Source organism: Stutzerimonas stutzeri (assembly GCF_024448955.1).
Classification (GTDB): domain Bacteria; phylum Pseudomonadota; class Gammaproteobacteria; order Pseudomonadales; family Pseudomonadaceae; genus Stutzerimonas; species Stutzerimonas stutzeri_AQ.
Genome location: NZ_JAMOIH010000017.1, coordinates 100,821 through 118,223, shown reverse-complemented (window position 1 = coordinate 118,223; position 17,403 = coordinate 100,821). Strand labels below are relative to the sequence as shown.

Annotated in this window: 15 protein-coding genes; all 15 read left to right on the top strand. The window is 61.5% G+C overall.

The annotated features are described in order from the left end of the window. Window positions 1–350 precede the first annotated feature (350 nt). A complete protein-coding gene (gene tssA, locus NA645_RS17530; RefSeq protein ID WP_256050015.1) occupies window positions 351–1,913 on the top strand; it encodes a type VI secretion system protein TssA in 1,563 nt (520 codons plus the stop codon). Between the two features lie 33 nt (window positions 1,914–1,946). Then, window positions 1,947–2,453 carry a type VI secretion system contractile sheath small subunit gene (tssB, locus tag NA645_RS17525; protein WP_256050014.1) on the top strand — a complete coding sequence of 169 codons (507 nt, stop codon included), beginning with the start codon at window positions 1,947–1,949 and terminating at the stop codon, window positions 2,451–2,453. A 20-nt stretch (window positions 2,454–2,473) separates the two neighbouring features. Continuing rightward, window positions 2,474–3,952, top strand: coding sequence for a type VI secretion system contractile sheath large subunit (gene tssC, locus NA645_RS17520; RefSeq protein ID WP_256050013.1), 1,479 nt, complete (start codon window positions 2,474–2,476; stop codon window positions 3,950–3,952). 4 nt (window positions 3,953–3,956) lie between these two features. Further along, on the top strand, window positions 3,957–4,364 hold the full coding sequence (gene tssE / locus NA645_RS17515) for a type VI secretion system baseplate subunit TssE (protein ID WP_256050012.1): 408 nt from the start codon (window positions 3,957–3,959) through the stop codon (window positions 4,362–4,364). Window positions 4,365–4,373: 9 nt separating this feature from the next. After that, window positions 4,374–5,819, top strand: coding sequence for a PAAR domain-containing protein (locus NA645_RS17510; RefSeq protein ID WP_256050011.1), 1,446 nt, complete (start codon window positions 4,374–4,376; stop codon window positions 5,817–5,819). Then, window positions 5,812–6,216, top strand: coding sequence for a hypothetical protein (locus NA645_RS17505; protein ID WP_256050010.1), 405 nt, complete (start codon window positions 5,812–5,814; stop codon window positions 6,214–6,216). The genes NA645_RS17510 and NA645_RS17505 overlap by 8 nt, the downstream gene beginning before the upstream one ends. A 9-nt stretch (window positions 6,217–6,225) precedes the next feature. Then, the gene (tssF, locus tag NA645_RS17500; RefSeq protein WP_256050009.1) at window positions 6,226–8,016 is read left to right on the top strand and encodes a type VI secretion system baseplate subunit TssF; all 1,791 of its coding nucleotides are present in this window, start codon (window positions 6,226–6,228) and stop codon (window positions 8,014–8,016) included. Continuing rightward, window positions 7,980–8,987, top strand: a complete 1,008-nt coding sequence (gene tssG, locus NA645_RS17495; RefSeq protein ID WP_256050008.1) for a type VI secretion system baseplate subunit TssG — start codon at window positions 7,980–7,982, stop codon at window positions 8,985–8,987. Before tssF ends, tssG begins: the two co-directional genes overlap by 37 nt. 10 nt (window positions 8,988–8,997) lie before the next feature. Next, a complete protein-coding gene (gene tssH / locus NA645_RS17490) occupies window positions 8,998–11,598 on the top strand; it encodes a type VI secretion system ATPase TssH (protein ID WP_256050007.1) in 2,601 nt (866 codons plus the stop codon). After that, the gene (locus NA645_RS17485) at window positions 11,585–13,114 is read left to right on the top strand and encodes a sigma 54-interacting transcriptional regulator (RefSeq protein ID WP_256050006.1); all 1,530 of its coding nucleotides are present in this window, start codon (window positions 11,585–11,587) and stop codon (window positions 13,112–13,114) included. The genes tssH and NA645_RS17485 overlap by 14 nt, the downstream gene beginning before the upstream one ends. A gap of 232 nt (window positions 13,115–13,346) precedes the next feature. Continuing rightward, window positions 13,347–13,481 carry a type VI secretion protein gene (locus NA645_RS20160; protein ID WP_256050005.1) on the top strand — a complete coding sequence of 45 codons (135 nt, stop codon included), beginning with the start codon at window positions 13,347–13,349 and terminating at the stop codon, window positions 13,479–13,481. Window positions 13,482–13,501: 20 nt separating this feature from the next. After that, the gene (tagH, locus tag NA645_RS17475) at window positions 13,502–14,695 is read left to right on the top strand and encodes a type VI secretion system-associated FHA domain protein TagH (protein ID WP_256050004.1); all 1,194 of its coding nucleotides are present in this window, start codon (window positions 13,502–13,504) and stop codon (window positions 14,693–14,695) included. A 5-nt stretch (window positions 14,696–14,700) separates the two neighbouring features. Further along, window positions 14,701–15,180 carry a type VI secretion system lipoprotein TssJ gene (gene tssJ / locus NA645_RS17470; protein ID WP_256050003.1) on the top strand — a complete coding sequence of 160 codons (480 nt, stop codon included), beginning with the start codon at window positions 14,701–14,703 and terminating at the stop codon, window positions 15,178–15,180. A 3-nt stretch (window positions 15,181–15,183) separates the two neighbouring features. Beyond that, window positions 15,184–16,515, top strand: a complete 1,332-nt coding sequence (gene tssK, locus NA645_RS17465; protein WP_256050002.1) for a type VI secretion system baseplate subunit TssK — start codon at window positions 15,184–15,186, stop codon at window positions 16,513–16,515. A 5-nt stretch (window positions 16,516–16,520) separates the two neighbouring features. Further along, complete coding sequence (icmH, locus tag NA645_RS17460) at window positions 16,521–17,393, top strand: type IVB secretion system protein IcmH/DotU (protein WP_256050001.1); 873 nt, start codon at window positions 16,521–16,523, stop codon at window positions 17,391–17,393. Window positions 17,394–17,403: the final 10 nt, after the last annotated feature.

The window sequence follows — 17,403 nt, the reverse complement described above, 5'->3', positions numbered from 1 at the left end:
CCCAGAAATTCATGTCAACGGTGTTTCTGAATTTATAAGAGCAAACTGTACATATATAGAAAACCCAAGACCGAGGGCGAACCCTCGACCATCAATAGCGCAGCGAGACCATATATAAGCTTTGCGGTTCAACGCAAAACGCTCTGAAGAAGCTAACCAGTGCTCATCTTGGGCATGAGCGACCATGCCCATGACGCAGCCCCCCCATAGTTGTAAACCACTTCACAGTCGCATCAGTGCGTCACGCATAGGATGCGCACCTCATCAGGCGTGCCCGCATAGGCACGCAGCATCTCTAGCGCATGAAGCGCCCTGCAGCACTGCTAAGCAGGAACGAATCGAGTCACGGAATGACGTTTTCTACCAAGCTAGCCGCGCACTATTTAGCGGTAGCGAAATCTCCGATTACAGCAACCTGTTTCGCAGGCGATGACCTCCGCTACGCTGCCGAGTACGAAGCTCTTGAACAGGAACTCGGAAAGGCCGCCGCGGTACACATCGCCGGAACCATCGACTGGGAACTCGTGCGCGAAGGCAGCGAACGGCTGCTAACTACCCAGACAAAAGATCTGCGGATAGCCGCATGGCTAACGTGGAGCCTGTATCAGCGCGATTCGTTCACAGGACTCCATGCCGGCGTCGCCATGCTCAGCTACCTTTGCGGAGCTCATTGGGGCGAGCTCCATCCTCACAAGTCACGCACTCGCTCAGCAGCCATATCCTGGCTAGTGCCCCGTATGGAGGATGTGCTGGCCGATCACGTGCCCATGGGAGAGCAGCTACCGCTTTTCGAACACATCGCACTGGAGCTCCGGGGCCTTGAAAATAGCTTGGCGTCCCATTTGGGTGCTCAGGCCCCCCTCCTTTTACCCCTCTGCCGGCGGCTCGACGACATGGTCAAGCGTGCCGGAATCGCCCACCCCCAGCCAGGTCCCGTCGGCGCAGCCATCGCCCAGGTCAAACAGGCCGCCGCGCAGGTCTTAACTGCAACCACTCCGATCGAACATGAGAAGGACGCGCACAAAAGCTTGCGCAGTATGCAGGACCAGGCACGACCATTGTGCAGCTGGTGGCTGAAGCAAAAAGCTACCGACCTCAAGCCGCTTCGGCTGGCTCGCACCCTACTGTGGCTGCAGATCGACAGCCTACCCGAGCGCAACGCTGAGCAAGTCACCACTCTGCGAGGCATCCCAGCAGACAAGCTGGCCAATTATCGCGAACGTTTCGCCCAAGGCCTCTACGCCGATCTGCTGGCTGATCTGGAGGCCAGTATCGTTCGCGCACCTTTCTGGCTCGACGGCCAGCGCCTGGCCTGGGAATGCCTGAATGAGCTCGACGCCGAGCAGGCCATGCGTGAGGTTGAAATCCAGCTTGCGCTGTTTCTGCAGCGTATGCCGGGTCTCGACGAGCTGCGCTTCCATGACGGCACGCCCTTTGCCGACGCGGAAACTCGCGCCTGGATCAGCGCCAGGGTGATGCCCCACGTGCAACCCGCCCAGGCGCCGAGCGAATCGCTCACTAGCCAAACCGGCACCACCCCCGCTTGGGAGGAAGCCCTCCAGGACGTCCTTCCGCAGCTGCGCAAGGATGGCCTTAAAAGCGCCGTACAGAGCCTCAAGCCGGGTCTCAACCAGGCTCGCGGCGGACGCGAGCGCTTCTTCTGGCAGCTGGCTCTGGCACGGCTGTGCTTCCAAGCCAAGAAATACGACTTGGCCAAGACCCAGCTCGAATCCCTCGATCAGACGCTGCAAGCCTCCGGGCTCGGTGACTGGGAACCCGATCTCGCACTCGAGGTTCTGCGTCTGCTGCATAACTGCTGTGAGCTGCTGCCTCAGAACCACGCCGTGCGTGAAAGCAAGGATGAGATTTACCGCAGGCTGTGCCACCTCGACCTCGAAGTGGTACTCGATTAGGCCCCCGGGCCGTAAACGTAAAGGAGAAGACCCATGGCCAAAGAAGGCTCGGTAGCCCCCAAGGAACGCATCAATGTCACCTTCAAGCCCTCCACCGGCGGCGCCCAGGAAGAATTAGAGCTGCCACTGAAGCTGATGGTGCTCGGCGATTTCACCCAGCGCGCCGACGATCGCAAGATCGAAGACCGCAAGCCGATCGCCATCGACAAAAATAGCTTCGATGAAGTATTGGCCAAGCAGGAACTGAACCTGACCTTCGCAGTGCCAAACCGCCTGCAGGACGAAGCCACCGATGAAGAGCTGGCAGTGCAGCTGAGCATCAACTCGATGAAGGATTTCAACCCCGCCAACCTGGTCGAGCAAGTGCCGGAACTGAAGAAGCTGATGGAGCTGCGTGACGCCCTGGTCGCCCTTAAAGGCCCGCTGGGCAACGCTCCAGCCTTCCGCAAGGCCATCGAGAGCGTACTGGCCGACGACGACTCGCGCGAGCGTGTACTCGGTGAACTGGGCCTCGCGGCAAAAGAACAACTGGACGCTTAAACCCGACAAGGAACGCCAATATGAGCACTAGTGCAGCAACCGTCGAAGGCGGCAAGAACCTCGCCGAACTCGGCATTCTCGACCGAATCATCGCTGAAACCAAACTGACGCCGGACGACGAAGCCTACGACATCGCCAAGCGCGGCGTCTCCGCGTTCATCGAAGAACTGCTCAAACCGCAGAACGAGCAAGAGCCGGTCAAGAAGGCGATGGTCGACCGCATGATCGCGGAGATCGACGCCAAACTCAGCCGTCAGATGGACGAGATCCTCCACCACCAGCAATTCCAAGCCCTGGAATCCTCCTGGCGCGGCCTCAAGCTGCTGGTCGATCGCACCAATTTCCGCGAGAACATTAAGCTCGAGATCCTTAACGCGTCCAAGCAGGACCTGCTGGAAGATTTCGAAGACAGTCCGGAAGTGGTCCAGTCCGGCCTATACAAGCACATCTACACCGCCGAGTACGGCCAGTTCGGCGGCCAGCCGGTCGGCGCTCTGATCGCTAACTACTTCTTCGATCCGAGCGCACCGGATGTCAAGACGATGCAGTACGTGGCTTCGGTAGCGAGCATGTCTCATGCGCCTTTCATCGCCGCGGCAGGCCCGAAGTTCTTCGGACTGGAAAGCTTCACCGGCCTGCCAGACCTGAAGGATCTAAAGGATCATTTCGAAGGCCCGCAGTTCGCCAAGTGGCAGAGCTTCCGCGAGCAGGAAGATGCCCGTTACGTCGGCCTGACCGTCCCGCGCTTCCTGCTGCGTAACCCCTATGACCCGGAAGACAACCCAGTCAAATCCTTCGTCTACAAGGAAAACGTAGCGAACAGCCACGAGCATTATCTGTGGGGCAACACCGCTTACACTTTCGCCAGCCGTCTGACCGACAGCTTCGCCAAGTTCCGCTGGTGCCCGAACATCATCGGCCCGCAGAGCGGTGGCGCGGTGGAAGACCTGCCCCTGCACCACTTCGAGAGCATGGGCGAGATCGAAACCAAGATCCCTACCGAAGTACTGGTCTCGGACCGTCGTGAATACGAACTGGCCGAAGAAGGCTTCATCGCCCTGACCATGCGCAAGGGCAGCGACAACGCCGCATTCTTCTCTGCTAACTCCGCACAAAAGCCGAAGTTCTTCGGCAACAGCGAGGAAGGCAAGAACGCTGAACTCAACTACAAGCTCGGCACTCAGCTGCCTTACCTGTTCATCGTCAACCGCCTGGCGCACTACCTTAAGGTGCTGCAGCGCGAGCAGATCGGCGCCTGGAAAGAGCGCACCGACCTGGAGCTGGAACTGAACAAGTGGATCCGCCAGTACGTGGCGGACCAGGAAAACCCAAGCTCCGAAGTCCGCAGCCGTCGTCCGCTGCGCGCCGCACAAGTCGTCGTCAGCGATGTGGACGGTGAGCCGGGCTGGTACCGCGTCAGCCTAAACGTGCGTCCGCACTTCAAGTACATGGGTGCCGATTTCACCCTGTCGCTGGTTGGCAAGCTGGACAAGGAATAAGCATTTGAACGGATACGGCAGTCTTTTCGAACGCCTCGGCGGGGACGCTGACAAGCGCGCCGGCTGGAGCCGCGAAGTCGCGGCGATGGCTTCGGTGGCTGCCCATCTCGCCAAAATGCTCAGCACCCGAGCAGGCAGCGTGCAAACGCTGCCTGACTACGGGTTGCCCGATTTGAACGATATGCGCCTGTCGCTGCATGACTCGCTGCAACAGGCGCGTATCGCCATCGAACGCTTTATAGAAGCGTACGAACCCCGTTTGAGCCAAGTGCGGGTGATATCCCTACCCCGCGACTACGACCCGCTGAGCCTGTCTTTCGCCATCGAAGGCCTGCTGGAACTGGACGGCACCAAGCGTCAAGTGAGTTTTTCCGCAAGTCTGGATGGCAGCGGACAAGTCAAAGTCCACTAAGGAAAGCCAATGCCCGGTAAACCCGCAGCCCGCCTGGGCGACCCCACCGACTGCCCGAAAAAGGGCCACGGCACCAACCCGATAGCGGCAGGTACTTCCGACGTGTTGTTCGACGGCATGCCGGCCGCGCGCATGGGTGATGCCTCCGCCTGTGGCGGTGCCATGACTGGTGCGGTTATTCCCACCGTGCTGATCAATGGCAAGCCGGCGGCGGTGGTCGGCAGTGTGGGCAGCCATGGCAATGTAGTGGTGGAAGGATCCGGCACGGTGATTATCGGTACGAGTGGCGGCAGGGCTGCGTTCAGCCCGGTTGCCCCCCTTTCTCTGGCCGCAGCGGCAGCAGCAACTCTCGTCAATGCCCTTGTTCCTCCGGCACAAGCGGCTGAGCAGACGGGACTGGGTTACAGCATTAGCCTGAAACGAGGAGGCAATCGTGTGCTGACGCCCTTGATGATTCCCGATTACGAGGAACTGGCTCAAGGCACGACGAAGAATCAAGAAACCATCGATTTTTTGATACGCAACCGCAAGCAGGTAGCTGACAGTCTGACCCTAAAGATTTTCGATGGTGAAACGTTGCTTTACAGCGAGACCGATACCACACCGTTATTACATGAAGGTGAGCACCTCTGGCAGTGGGATGGCTATGACCAGAGCGGGATTCTTGATACACGAGTGCTGAAGAGCGAGCAGCTTCTGGTACGGCTAACAGCCCGTAAGGATGCTGAAGAACAGGTGACGGAGTTGCGCCTGAACAACTCTGCGAAAGAAGCGACCTGGGTCGATGCGCGTGTTCATCGCAACGGCGGCACAGTGGAGCTCACCGTCCGCCCCAGCTTTTCGGACGGTGGGGTCGCCGGCAGTAACGATCAACGAACAGCCAGAACGTTCGAGGAGCTTAAGACCCTGGCCACGGCCGGTGTCGAGCGCTACTGGTCGCGTGATGGAAGTCGCGGTGCCGTTGGTGCCTCCATCCAGACCGACAACGGCGCTTTCCAAGTCAAGGTATTGGCGCAGGTAAATGAAAACCCTGGCACCAAGGACTTTCCTTTGATTGCCTCGATTAGTAACGATTTCGGCCGTTCCACCAGCTTCGCCATGTTCAAGAAGATCTACCACAACCAGGGCTGGTGGGCCGCTGCTAACTATCCGGTCAGTTTCGCTGATCAGGAGTTCGAGCATACCGCTGCCCATGAGCTGGGCCACCTGATCCTTAACGAGTGTGGCGATGGAGGAGTGATTCCCGAGTACTCCTGGAGTCACAAGTCGACCTCTACGATCCTCACCCAGAAGCCATTGGACAACAATCCGGTACCTGCCAGCGGAGAAATTGACCTTATGCACTACCACTCTGAGGGGCCCAGCAACATGCAGGACTACTGGGCGCGCTCCGTGGCCTCGGAGAACGACGTCAAGGGACTGCTGTGGCTGTCCCGGGTGAAATTCGATGCTTAAGCGAAGCCTACTGCTCTGCTCGTTTATTGTTGTCGGCTGCAGTACGCAATCGAAAACAGCGTTCATTGCCAACTTCGAGAACACGTGCGCCTACCCCGTCGAGGTGTCCGTCCGCGAGTACTCCAATGGCAAGGCACCTTTCGCTCCTGGTCAACGGCTGATGCCAGGCGAATCCGTCGAGGTGCTGTCCCATATCTCGTTCAGTGAAAGCATCGAGAAGAGCCTCCCGCCCGGCTACCGTCTGGACATCGCCGCGCACGGCGAGTCGATCCTGCTCGATAAAGAGCACCTCCTTGCGCAGCTGGAGCACTCATCGATTGAACGTAAAAGCCGCGCCATAAGCATATGGACGATCCGCGACACGGCTTTGTGCCCGCGACGTCAAGCCCAGGGATGAGCAAACAGCATGTCGTTTAACCACTACTACCAGAGCGAGCTCACCGCCCTGCGCCATCTCGGCAAGCGTTTCGCAGAGCGCAGCCCGGCGCTGGCGCCGTTCCTCGGCCAGAGCGGGCGCGACCCGGATGTCGAGCGCCTGTTGGAAGGCTTCGCCTTTCTCACCGGGCGTCTGCGGCAAAAGCTCGATGATGAGCTGCCAGAGCTGACCCATTCACTGATGCACCTGCTGTGGCCGAACTACATGCGGCCGCTGCCGGCGTTCAGCATGCTCCAGTTCGATCCGCTCAAACAGCCCGGCCCAGCGCTGATGGTGCCGCGCAACACGCCGGTCGAGTCCAAGCCGATCCAGGGCGTGACCTGCCGGTTCCGAACCGCCTACGCCACAGAAGTATTGCCACTGGCACTCGAAGGGCTGGATTACTCGGTCAAAGGCGACGGCGCGCTGCTCAGCCTGCGCTTGCAGATGACGGCCGGCAGCCAGCTCGGCGAATTGAATCTCAAGCAACTGCGCCTGCATCTGGCCGGCGAACGGTACATTAGCCAGATGCTCTACTTGAGCCTGCTGCGTCACCTCAACGGCGTGCAACTGGTCGCGCTGGACGCTCAGGGCAAGCCGTTCACCGACGATTTCGGTGTCCCACTGCAGGGCTTGCGGCTCGATCCAGCGAAGCTGCAGCCAGTGGGTTTTGCCGAAGACCAGGCGCTGATTCCCTACCCGCTCAATACCTTTCGCGGCTATCGCTACCTGCAAGAATATTTCGCGTTCCAGGAAAAATTCCTGTTTGTCGATCTGCCTGGCCTCGACGCTCTACAGCGCCTACCGCAAGAACTACTCAAGCAGGCCCGGGGCTTCGAGTTGCGCTTCGACATCCACAAGGCCGGCGTTCAGCGCATTCGCCCGACGCTGGACAATGTCCGCCTGTACTGCACGCCGGTGGTCAATCTGTTCGAACACGACGCCGTCCCTATCCGTCTCGATGGCAAACAGGACCAATATCTGCTGCTGCCTTCGGAGCTCGACAGCAGCCAGTGTGGTGTTTTCTCGGTCGATCGCGTCACCGGCTGGAAACCCGGCGGCATGGGCTACGAAGAGTACGTCCCGTTCGAGTCGTTCGAACACGACCCCAGTTTCGACGTACCACTGGCGCGTCCACACTACAGCGTCCGCCAGCAACCCTCGATGCTCGGCGATGGCCTGGATACCTACCTCAGTTTCGGTCTGCGCAACCTCGACCAGCATGAGACGCTGTCCATCGAACTGACCTGCACCAACCAGAACCTGCCGCACCAGCTGAGCCTGGGTGACATCTGCATACCCAGCGAAGACACGCCCGAATTCCTCACGTTCCGCAATATCAGCGCCGTGACACCGAGCTACGCGCCGCCGTTGCACCGGGACTTTCTCTGGAAACTGATCAGCAACATGTCGCTCAACTACCTGTCGCTGGCCAACGTCGAGGCGTTGAAGGTCATTCTTGAGACCTACGACCTGCCGCGCCATTACGACCAGCACGCGAAAAAGGTCAGTGAGCGCCTGCTCGGTGGGCTCAAGCAGATCGGGCATCAACACGTCGATCGACTGCACCGCGGGCTGCCGGTACGCGGTGTGCGCACCGAACTCGAAATGGACCTCGAAGGTTATCTCGGCGAGGGCGATCTGTTCCTCTTCGCCTCGATACTCAATGAATTCTTCGCGCTGTACGCCAGCCTCAACTCGTACCATGAGCTGCGCGTCAGGAGCACACAGGGAGAGGTGTACCAATGGACGCCGCGTATGGGGCAACAGCCCCTGCTGTAAACCGGATCAGCCGGGGCATTCGCGAGTACAGCCTGTTCCAGGGTGTGCTGTTAGTGATGGACCGCCTGAAGACTGCACACCCCGATCTGGACGAAGAGTCGCTCTACGAACACCTGGAGTTCCAGGCCAACCCGAGCCTAGGCTTTCCCGGCAGCGACGTTGATCGCGTGGAGTTCTTCGAAGAGCGCGGCGAGTTGCGAGCACGCCTGCGGATCAATCTGATCAGCCTGTTCGGGGCCGGCTCGCCGCTACCCGCTTTTTATGCCGATCAGGCATTGGGTGACAGCCCCGAGGGCAACCCGACGCGTGAATTCCTTGACCTGTTCAACAATCGCCTGCAGCGCTTGATGCTGCCGATCTGGCAGAAATATCGCTACCACGCGCGCTTTTCCAGCGGCGCGCGCGATCCGCTGTCCGAGCAATTGTTCGCGCTGATCGGGCTGGGCGGCGAGCAGATCCGCGCCGCCTCGGAGCTGAACTGGAAGCGCCTGCTGCCCTATCTCGGCCTGCTCAGCCTGCGCGCACATTCGGCCGCCCTGATCGAATCCGTGCTGCGCTATTACTTCAAACACGCCGACCTACGCATCGAGCAGTGTCTAGAGCGCCAGGTCGAGATCATTGCCGAGCAGCAGAACCGCCTCGGCCTAGCCAACAGCCAGCTCGGCGAAAGCCTGGTGCTGGGCGAGCGAGTACGTGATCGCGGCGGCAAGTTCCGTATCCATATCCGTCAGCTGAGCTGGGACCGTTTCCACGAATTTCTGCCCGTGGGCAGCGGTTACCAGCCGCTCTGCGCGCTGGTCCGTTTCACGCTGCGTGACCCGCTCGACTACGACATCCGCCTGGAATTGCGCCGGGACGAAATCCGCGACCTGCGCATCGGTGCCGAAAATCCCTGCCGCCTCGGCTGGACCAGCTGGCTCGGCAGCGAACGCGCCGACGGCATGGTCACCCTGGGCGGCCAGACTCATTAAGGAAGATGAAATGATTAATGTAGATCTCCAACAATTGGTCCAGGCCCTCGATTCCGAGACCAAGCGCGACCTGGAAGTCGCAGCCGAACGCTGTGTAACGCGGGGCGGCAGCAAGATCTTGGTCGAAGATGTGCTGCTGGGCCTGCTGGAACGCCCCGAAGGCTTGCTCGCGCGTGCTCTGCAAGACGCCGGCATCGAACCGGGCACGCTGGCCCAGTCACTGCAGCCGCGCGGTGAGCACAGTGAATCGCGCAACCCGGTGTTTTCCGCGGAACTGGTGCAGTGGCTGCAAGACGCCCTGTTGGTTGGCAATCTCGAACTGGGCCAGAGCCAGATCGACCAGGCCGCGCTGATCCTAGCGCTGCTGCGCAACCCGATGCGCTACGCCGGCAGCCATTACCAGCCATTGCTGGCGCGCCTGAATGCCGAGCGTCTACGCGAGTTCGCGCTGGCGCAGCAGCCGCAGGCTGCTCCAGGCAAGGCAGCGCCAGCGGGCGAATCCAACCTGTCGCGCTTCACCCACAACTTCACCCAACAGGCACGCGACGGCAAGCTAGACCCGGTACTGTGTCGCGACGCGGCGATCCGCCAGATGATCGACATCCTCGCCCGTCGCCGCAAGAGCAACCCGATCGTGGTTGGCGAAGCCGGTGTCGGCAAGACTGCCATCGTCGAAGGCCTGGCGCTGCGCATCGCCCACGGAGAGGTGCCGGACGCGCTCAAGAGCGTCGAGCTGCTGTGCCTGGACCTCGGCCTATTACAAGCCGGCGCGAGTGTCAAGGGCGAGTTCGAACGCCGCCTGCAGGGAGTGATCGACGAGGTCAAGGCCTCGCCCAAGCCGATCATCTTGTTCATCGACGAAGCCCATACCCTGATCGGCGCCGGTGGTCAGGCCGGCAGTGGCGATGCAGCCAACCTGCTCAAGCCGGCCCTGGCGCGAGGGGAATTGCGCACCATCGCCGCCACCACCTGGAGCGAATACAAGAAATACTTCGAGAAAGACCCCGCCCTCGCCCGCCGCTTCCAACCCGTCCAGTTGCACGAACCCACCGTCGACGAAGCCGTGACCATCCTTCGCGGCCTCGCGCCGGTCTACGAAAAGAGCCACGGCATCTACCTGCGCGACGACGCCGTGGTCGCCGCCGCCGAGCTATCGGCCCGTTACCTCGCCGGGCGCCAGCTGCCGGACAAGGCGGTGGACGTGCTCGACACCGCCTGCGCCCGGGTACGTATCAGCCTGGCGGCCGCGCCGGAAGCGCTGGAACGTCTGCGTGGCGAAATCGCCGAAGGTGAGCGTCAGGGGCTGGCACTGCGCCGCGATCTGGACGCCGGTCTGCAGATCGAAACCGATGGGCTGAACTGTCTGGAAACCCGCCTGGCCAGTGCCCGCGCCGAACTCGAAGAGCTGGAGACCCGCTGGTCAGCTCAACGCAACCTCGCCGAGCGCCTGCTGGAGTTGCGCAAGCAATGCGCTGCCGCTCGACTGAACCCCGAAATCGAGACCGACGAAGAAGCGCGACCCGACCTCGAACAGCTCGAAGCCGAGCTGCGTGTTATCCAGACCAAACTCGCCGGCGCCCAGGTCGCCGAACGGCTGGTGAGCTACGAAGTCTGCCCGCGCCTGGTGGCCGAGGTGATCAGCCACTGGACCGGCGTGCCGCTTTCTCAACTGGCGCGCGAGCACAACAGCAAGGTACTCAGCTTCGCCGACGACCTGCGCCGACGCGTACGGGGCCAGGAGCAAGCCATCGAAGCGCTGGACCGCTCGATGCGCGCCACCGCCGCCGGTCTAAACAAGCCGGATGCGCCGGTTGGCGTGTTCCTGCTGGTCGGCCCGAGCGGGGTCGGCAAAACCGAAACCGCCCTGGCGCTGGCCGACCTGCTGTACGGCGGCGAGCGTTTCCTGACCACCATCAACATGTCGGAATTCCAGGAAAAGCACAGCGTATCCCGGTTGATCGGTGCGCCACCCGGCTACGTGGGTTATGGCGAAGGCGGCATGCTGACCGAGGCGGTGCGGCAGAAACCCTACTCGGTGGTGCTGCTCGACGAGGTCGAGAAAGCCGACCCGGACGTGATGAACATCTTCTATCAGATCTTCGACAAGGGCGTAGCCAATGATGGCGAGGGCCGTGAAATCAACTTCCGCAACACCTTGATTCTGATGACCAGCAACCTGGCCAGCGACCGTATCGCCAACCTCTGCCAGGGCGGCCAGCAGCCGGCGGCCGAAGAGCTGGAACTGGCCATCCGCCCTGCCCTGACCCAGCACTTCAAACCGGCGCTGCTCGCCCGCATGCGCGTCGTACCCTACTACCCGGTGCAGGGCGAGATACTCAGAGAACTGGTGGCGCTCAAGCTGTCGCGCTTCGGCGAGCGCCTGGCCCGGCGCCAACTGCGCTTCAGCCACTGCGAAGCACTGGTGAACGACCTGGCCGAGCGCTGCACCCACAGCGACAGCGGCGCGCGCCTGATCGATCATCTGATCGACCAATACCTGCAGCCGCAGGTCGTTGATCGCCTGCTCGATGCGATGGCCGGCGGCGAAGCGCTTACTCAAGTGCACGCCACGCTCGACGCTGATGGGACGGTCGTCTGTGAGTTCGCTTAAGGCGGTATTCGCCGAATCGCCATCCTCGCTGGACGCCGATGCGCTCCTGGGCCGCTTCGCCCAGCTGTCCTGCACGTCCGATTCCAACGATTGGCTGGATGGGCTGGTTGAGATCGCGGCGCAGTTGACCGACTGCCCGCTCGCCCAACTGTATCTGCTCGATGCAACCCATACCCGCCTGATGCTGTCGGCCGAATGGTTCGAAGGCAAACAGCAGCGGCACGAGGCCGCGAGCCTGCCAAGCGACTATGACGGCGAACAGCTGCTGCAATATTGCCTCAATCAGAATCGTCCACTGAGCCTCGCTACGCTCGACACCAGCCTGCACCAGACCGGATTTCTACCCGAGTCAGCGCGGCCGTGGCGCAGCCTGCTGTGCCTACCTTTGCAAGATGCACAGGGCCATGCCGCCGGGTTGCTGGTGGCAGCGAATACCGTGGACCGCGATCTCAGTGACGCGGCGCAAAGCCTCGCCAACCTGGGCCGCTTCGCGCTTGGCCAAGTGCAGCTGCTGCATCGTTTGCACGGTGCGACACAGCCCTCCCTCGCGCAAATCCCAACAGCACGACCGTGCGCCAGCGATTACGGACTGATCGGCGACAGTCCGCGCATGCGCGCCGTTTATAGGCTGATCGGAAAGGTCCTGCACAATCCGGTCAGTGTGCTTCTCACTGGCGAGACCGGTACCGGCAAAGAGTTGGTTGCTCGTGCCATCCATGATTGCGGTGCACGCCGCAGCCAGGCATTCGTCGTGCAAAACTGCGCGGCGCTGCCCGAGCATCTGCTCGAAAGCGAGCTGTTCGGCTATCGCAAGGGCGCCTTCACCGGCGCCGAGCGCGACCACGAAGGTCTGTTCGACGCAGCCGACGGCGGCACGCTGTTCCTCGATGAAATCGGCGACATGCCGCTGACCCTGCAGGCCAAGCTGTTGCGGGTCCTGCAGGAGGGCGAAGTCCGACCGCTGGGCAGCACGCGCATCCACAAGGTCGACGTGCGCATCGTCGCCGCAACGCATCAGGATCTGCTCAAGCGCGTCGAGCAGGGCCGCTTCCGTGAGGACCTTTATTACCGACTCTCGCTGTTCCCCGTCGAACTGCCGCCCCTGCGCGAGCGCGACCAGGACATCCTGCGCCTGGCCCGGCATTTTGCAGAAAAGGCCTGCAGCTTCCTGCAGCGCGATGCGGTGCGTTGGTCGGACTCCGCATTGGAGCAGCTCGCCGGCTATGGTTTTCCGGGCAATGTGCGCGAACTCAAGGGGCTTGTCGAACGCGCAGTACTGCTCTGTGATGGCGGGGAATTGCTGCCGGAGCATTTCAACCTGCGCACTGTGGAAAACGCGCTCGACAGCACCCTCAACCTGCGCGAGCGGCTGGAGCGAGTCGAGCGCAGCCTGTTGATCGATTCCCTACGCAAGAATGGCGGCAATCAGAGTCAGGCAGCCCGCGAACTGGGCCTGCCGCGCCGGACGCTGCTCTATCGCATGGACCGGCTGGGCGTCAGCGTCAGCGATCTCTGAGCTAAAGAAACCAGGCCCTTCAGATCGCTGATACCAACCTGAACAAACGTCCGGCGTGGATGATGCAGCGCTTATTAGTCATAGCTCTCGTTTCCAAGCCAACCCCGCCCTTTTTCGTGACCTTGTTCACCCACGCGAGCAGGCGGGTGAACTTTAATGCACGGCCTCCGTCCCGCCTCGCCATTTGCGTTAGCGGGGCCGTCCGCCCACACGCTTTCAAGGAGGAAATCGCGTGCTAGTCCGCTATTGCGCCCTCGTTTTTTTCGCTGCATCCCTCGCCCTTACCGGTTGCTCCGGCAACTACAAGTTCAACGACGATGAGTATCGCCCGCTGGGTGATCCGCAGGCATCGTCTCGCGGCAACTGATCTGCCAGGAGAAAAAAGCCATGGAACTGGTTTTCGATATGGTCAGTGCGCAGCAATTCGTACCGGGCCTCATTAGCAGCAAAACCTTCAAGCAGGCCGGCGGCATCATTGGCCGTGCCGAGGATTGCGACTGGGTAATCCCGGACCGCAAGCGCGTGTTATCCAGCCGCCACGCCGAGGTGAGCTACCGGGACGGCGCGTTCTTCCTCACCGACACCAGCAGCAACGGCATTCAGCTCAAGGACACCGGCGCCAGCCTGGAAAAGGGCCGGGCGCAGCGAATCGAGCACGGCAGCGTTTACTGCCTGGGTGACTTCGAGATCCGCGCTCGGTTGATCCAGGATCCAGCCTCTTTCGCAGGTGACATCGGGCGCCCGCAGCCAGCCGGCAGCATCATTCCCGACGATGCCTTTCTCGACCTCGACCCGCTGACCGCAATGGACCAGCAGGAGCGCGTATACGCCGAGGTGGACGACCTTACCGCCGTGCTCGCCCCGTCTCGAGCCCAGGCGCAACAACGTGACTACGCACAGATCGACGAAGAAAATCTGCAGATTCCCGAACTGGTGATGCCAGCCCCAGCCGCCCAACCCAAGGCCGCGCCCGAACTCGAACGTCTGCCGCCGGACTTCTGGACGCGATTCGGCGAGGCGCTAGGCGTCAGCCTGCACGATCTCGACGAGCAGGCACGCCAAGCGCTGGCGCTAAAGGCGGCGAGCCTGCTCAAGCAGAGCGTCGGCGGACTACAGCAGGCGCTGCGCACCCGTGGCGAGTTGAAAAACGAGTTGCGTCTGTCGCTGACCACCATGCAGAGCGCCGGCAATAACCCGCTCAAGCACAGCATCGACAGTGGCGAAGCGCTGAGCCTTCTGCTGCGCGGCGGCAAAGCCGGCCAGCTGCCGGCAGAGCAAGCCGTAGGGCGTGCCTATCGGGATCTGCAGGCGCATCAGGTGGCGATGTTGGCCGCCAGCCGGGCCGCCATCAAGGGCATGTTCGAGCAACTCTCACCGGAGCAATTGGCACTGCGTTTCGAGCGTGACAATAAACCACTAATTACCACCTCCGGCGGCCGCTGGCGCGCCTATCGGCGACTGCATCAAGCCATGCAGCGCGACGACGACTGGAGCGAACGGCAATTTACACGCGACTTTGCCCAGGCTTACGAGGAGCAGGTGCGCCTGATCGCGACGCTCAACACCGACCTTCAAGGATGATGTCCATGTCTCGCTTTTTTTCCGCTGCGGTGCTTGCTGCGCTGGCCGCGCTCGCTGGCTGCTCGGCGCTCTCGCCCAATTCCCATCTGACCAAGCTGGACCTGTCGTTGCAGGGCAGCGACCGGCTCAATCCCGACCTCAACGGCCGCCCATCGCCCATCGTGATACGCCTGATCGAACTCACGCATCCGGTGGCCTTCGAGAACGCTGACTTCTTCTCGCTCTACCAGCGCCCAAAGGAAGCCCTGTCACCGGACCTGGTGATTCAGGAAGAGTTGGAACTACGCCCCGGCGAGCAGCGCGATCTCAAGTTATTCGTGCAAGAACACAGCCGCTATGTCGGTGTACTGGCCGCCTACCGCGACCTGCCGGAAGCCAGTTGGCGTTTCGTCATCCCGCTGCAGCACAAGGCGCAGAACCGCATCGAGCTGACCCTCGACGAGCAGGGCATCCAGACCGTCGACCCACTCGCGAAGGGGAACTGATTAATGAGCCTGAACAGAGTGGTCTGGCAGGAGGGCATGCTGCTGCGCCCGCAGCACTTCCAGCAAAACGACCGTCATTACGACGCGCAGCTCAAGTTACGTACGCAGAAACTCGGCCACTACGCCTGGGGGTTCTTCGGGCTGGAGATTGACCGTCAGTTTCTCAACATGGGCAAGCTAGTACTCAGCCAGGCCAGCGGCCTCCTTCCTGATGGCAGCCTGTTCGAGATCGGCGCCGAGCGTGAGCCATTGGCCGTGGACGTGTCGCCCAACACTAGCAATACCCCGGTCTATCTGGCGCTGCCGCTGGTCACCGGCAACCATATCGAGAGCCGTCGAGCGGAACAGAAAGACGTGCTGGCGCGCTACACCGCCGTCGACGAGGAGGTCGCCGATTCTAACGCCGGTGACGCCAGCAGCAGCCAGGTCAGCACCGCCCGTCCGGACTTTCGCCTGCTGCTCGGCGAGCAGCAGAGTGATCAGGCCTATGTGAAGCTCAAGCTCTGCGACATCCTCGACACCACCCCTGATGGCGTCATCAGCCTCGACCCCGAATACATTCCGACCTTCATCGACTTCCAGGCATCGAGCTATCTGCTGTCCTGTCTGAAGGAAGTGATCAGCATGCTCGGCCATCGCGGCGACATCCTCGCCGAACGCATCCGCGCTACCGGCAAGGTTGGCGGTGCCGAGGTTGGCGACTTCATGATGCTGCAGCTGATCAACCGCTACGAGCCGGTGCTGCGTCATTACCTAGGCATCGACCGGGTGCATCCCGAACAGATCTATCGTGAGCTACTGGGATTGCTCGGCGAACTGGCCACCTTCTCCAGCGAGACCAAGCGCCCGCGCCTCGACGGCCGCTATCTGCACAACGACCAGGGGCTGTCGTTCCGCAAGCTGATGGATGCGATCCGCCAGGTGTTGTCGATGGTGCTCGAGCAACACGCCATCGAACTGCTGCTACAGCAACGCCAGTACGGCATCCAGGTCTCGCCGCTACACGACCACAAACTGCTCGGCAGTGCCTCGTTCGTGCTGGCCGCCAGCGCCCAGTGCGACTCCGAAGAATTGCGCACACGCCTGCCGGCACACCTGAAGGTCGGCCCGGTGGAGCGCATCCGCCAGTTGGTCAACCTGCATCTGCCGGGGATCAAGGTCAAACCGCTGCCGGTGGCACCGCGGCAGATTCCGTTCCACTCCGGCAAGACCTACTTCGCCTTGGAGCTCAGCTCCGAGGAGCTGGCGCAACTGGAGCGCTCCGGCGGCTTCGCCTTCCACGTGTCCGGCGAATTCACCGGGCTTGAGCTGAAATTCTGGGCGATCAGGAACTGACCGACATGATCAGAGAAATGGACTACGGACAGGACGACAAGACGGTCATCCTCAATCGCCACGGCGACGCCCCGGCACAAAGCCCGCTGACCGACTTCAGCGCGCCGCCCAAATTCGAGCAGCTCGAGGAGCGGATGATCTACGCCGCTCGCCTGCGCCCGGCGGAAACCTTCAACATCAGCCTCAACCCGCTAGTAGCAGCGGCCTCCTCGCTGCTCTCCGAAGTCGTGCGGCTCAAGCACAGCTTCGAAGGCGAGGACATGCATGCGCTGAATCAGCGCCTATCGAGCGAACTCAAACTGTTCGAACACCGCGCTCTGCACGACGGCGCCGAAAGCAGCCAGGTGATGGCTGCGCGTTATGTCCTGTGCACCGCCATCGATGAAGCGGTGGTCACCACGCCGTGGGGCAACGAGAGCGAATGGTCGCAGATGAGCCTGCTGTCGAGCTTTCACAACGAGACCTTCGGCGGCGAAAAGTTCTTCCAGCTGCTCGAGCGCCTCTCGCGCAACCCGGTCAAGCATCTACCGATGCTGGAATTGATGTACCTCTGCCTGTCGCTGGGCTTCGAGGGCAAGTACCGCGTACTGCCGCGCGGCATGCTTGAACTCGAAGCGGTACGCGACAGCCTGTACCGGCAAATCCGCCAGCTGCGTGGCGACGTGCCGCGTGAGGTTTCACCGCACTGGCAAGGCCTGCGCGACACGCGTCGGCGCCTGGTGCGCATCGTGCCTTGGTGGCTGGTCGCTCTCTTCACGCTGGTCTGCCTGGGCATGCTGTACGCAGGCTTTGCCTGGGTACTTGGCGAGCAACGCGACACCGTACTGCAGCCGTACCAACCCGTCGATCCAACCGTTCAGATCGAGCCTCAGTCGTAACAAGGACGTA

Excerpts from the sequence above, each read along its gene's own strand:
- tssA (WP_256050015.1), top strand. The coding sequence starts at position 351 with ATGACGTTTTCTACCAAGCTAGCCGCGCACTATTTAGCGGTAGCGAAA.
- tssB (WP_256050014.1), top strand. The coding sequence starts at position 1,947 with ATGGCCAAAGAAGGCTCGGTAGCCCCCAAGGAACGCATCAATGTCACC.
- tssC (WP_256050013.1), top strand. The coding sequence starts at position 2,474 with ATGAGCACTAGTGCAGCAACCGTCGAAGGCGGCAAGAACCTCGCCGAA.
- NA645_RS17510 (WP_256050011.1), top strand. The coding sequence starts at position 4,374 with ATGCCCGGTAAACCCGCAGCCCGCCTGGGCGACCCCACCGACTGCCCG.
- NA645_RS17505 (WP_256050010.1), top strand. The coding sequence starts at position 5,812 with ATGCTTAAGCGAAGCCTACTGCTCTGCTCGTTTATTGTTGTCGGCTGC.
- tssF (WP_256050009.1), top strand. The coding sequence starts at position 6,226 with ATGTCGTTTAACCACTACTACCAGAGCGAGCTCACCGCCCTGCGCCAT.
- tssG (WP_256050008.1), top strand. The coding sequence starts at position 7,980 with ATGGACGCCGCGTATGGGGCAACAGCCCCTGCTGTAAACCGGATCAGC.
- tssH (WP_256050007.1), top strand. The coding sequence starts at position 8,998 with ATGATTAATGTAGATCTCCAACAATTGGTCCAGGCCCTCGATTCCGAG.
- tagH (WP_256050004.1), top strand. The coding sequence starts at position 13,502 with ATGGAACTGGTTTTCGATATGGTCAGTGCGCAGCAATTCGTACCGGGC.
- tssJ (WP_256050003.1), top strand. The coding sequence starts at position 14,701 with ATGTCTCGCTTTTTTTCCGCTGCGGTGCTTGCTGCGCTGGCCGCGCTC.
- tssK (WP_256050002.1), top strand. The coding sequence starts at position 15,184 with ATGAGCCTGAACAGAGTGGTCTGGCAGGAGGGCATGCTGCTGCGCCCG.
- icmH (WP_256050001.1), top strand. The coding sequence starts at position 16,521 with ATGATCAGAGAAATGGACTACGGACAGGACGACAAGACGGTCATCCTC.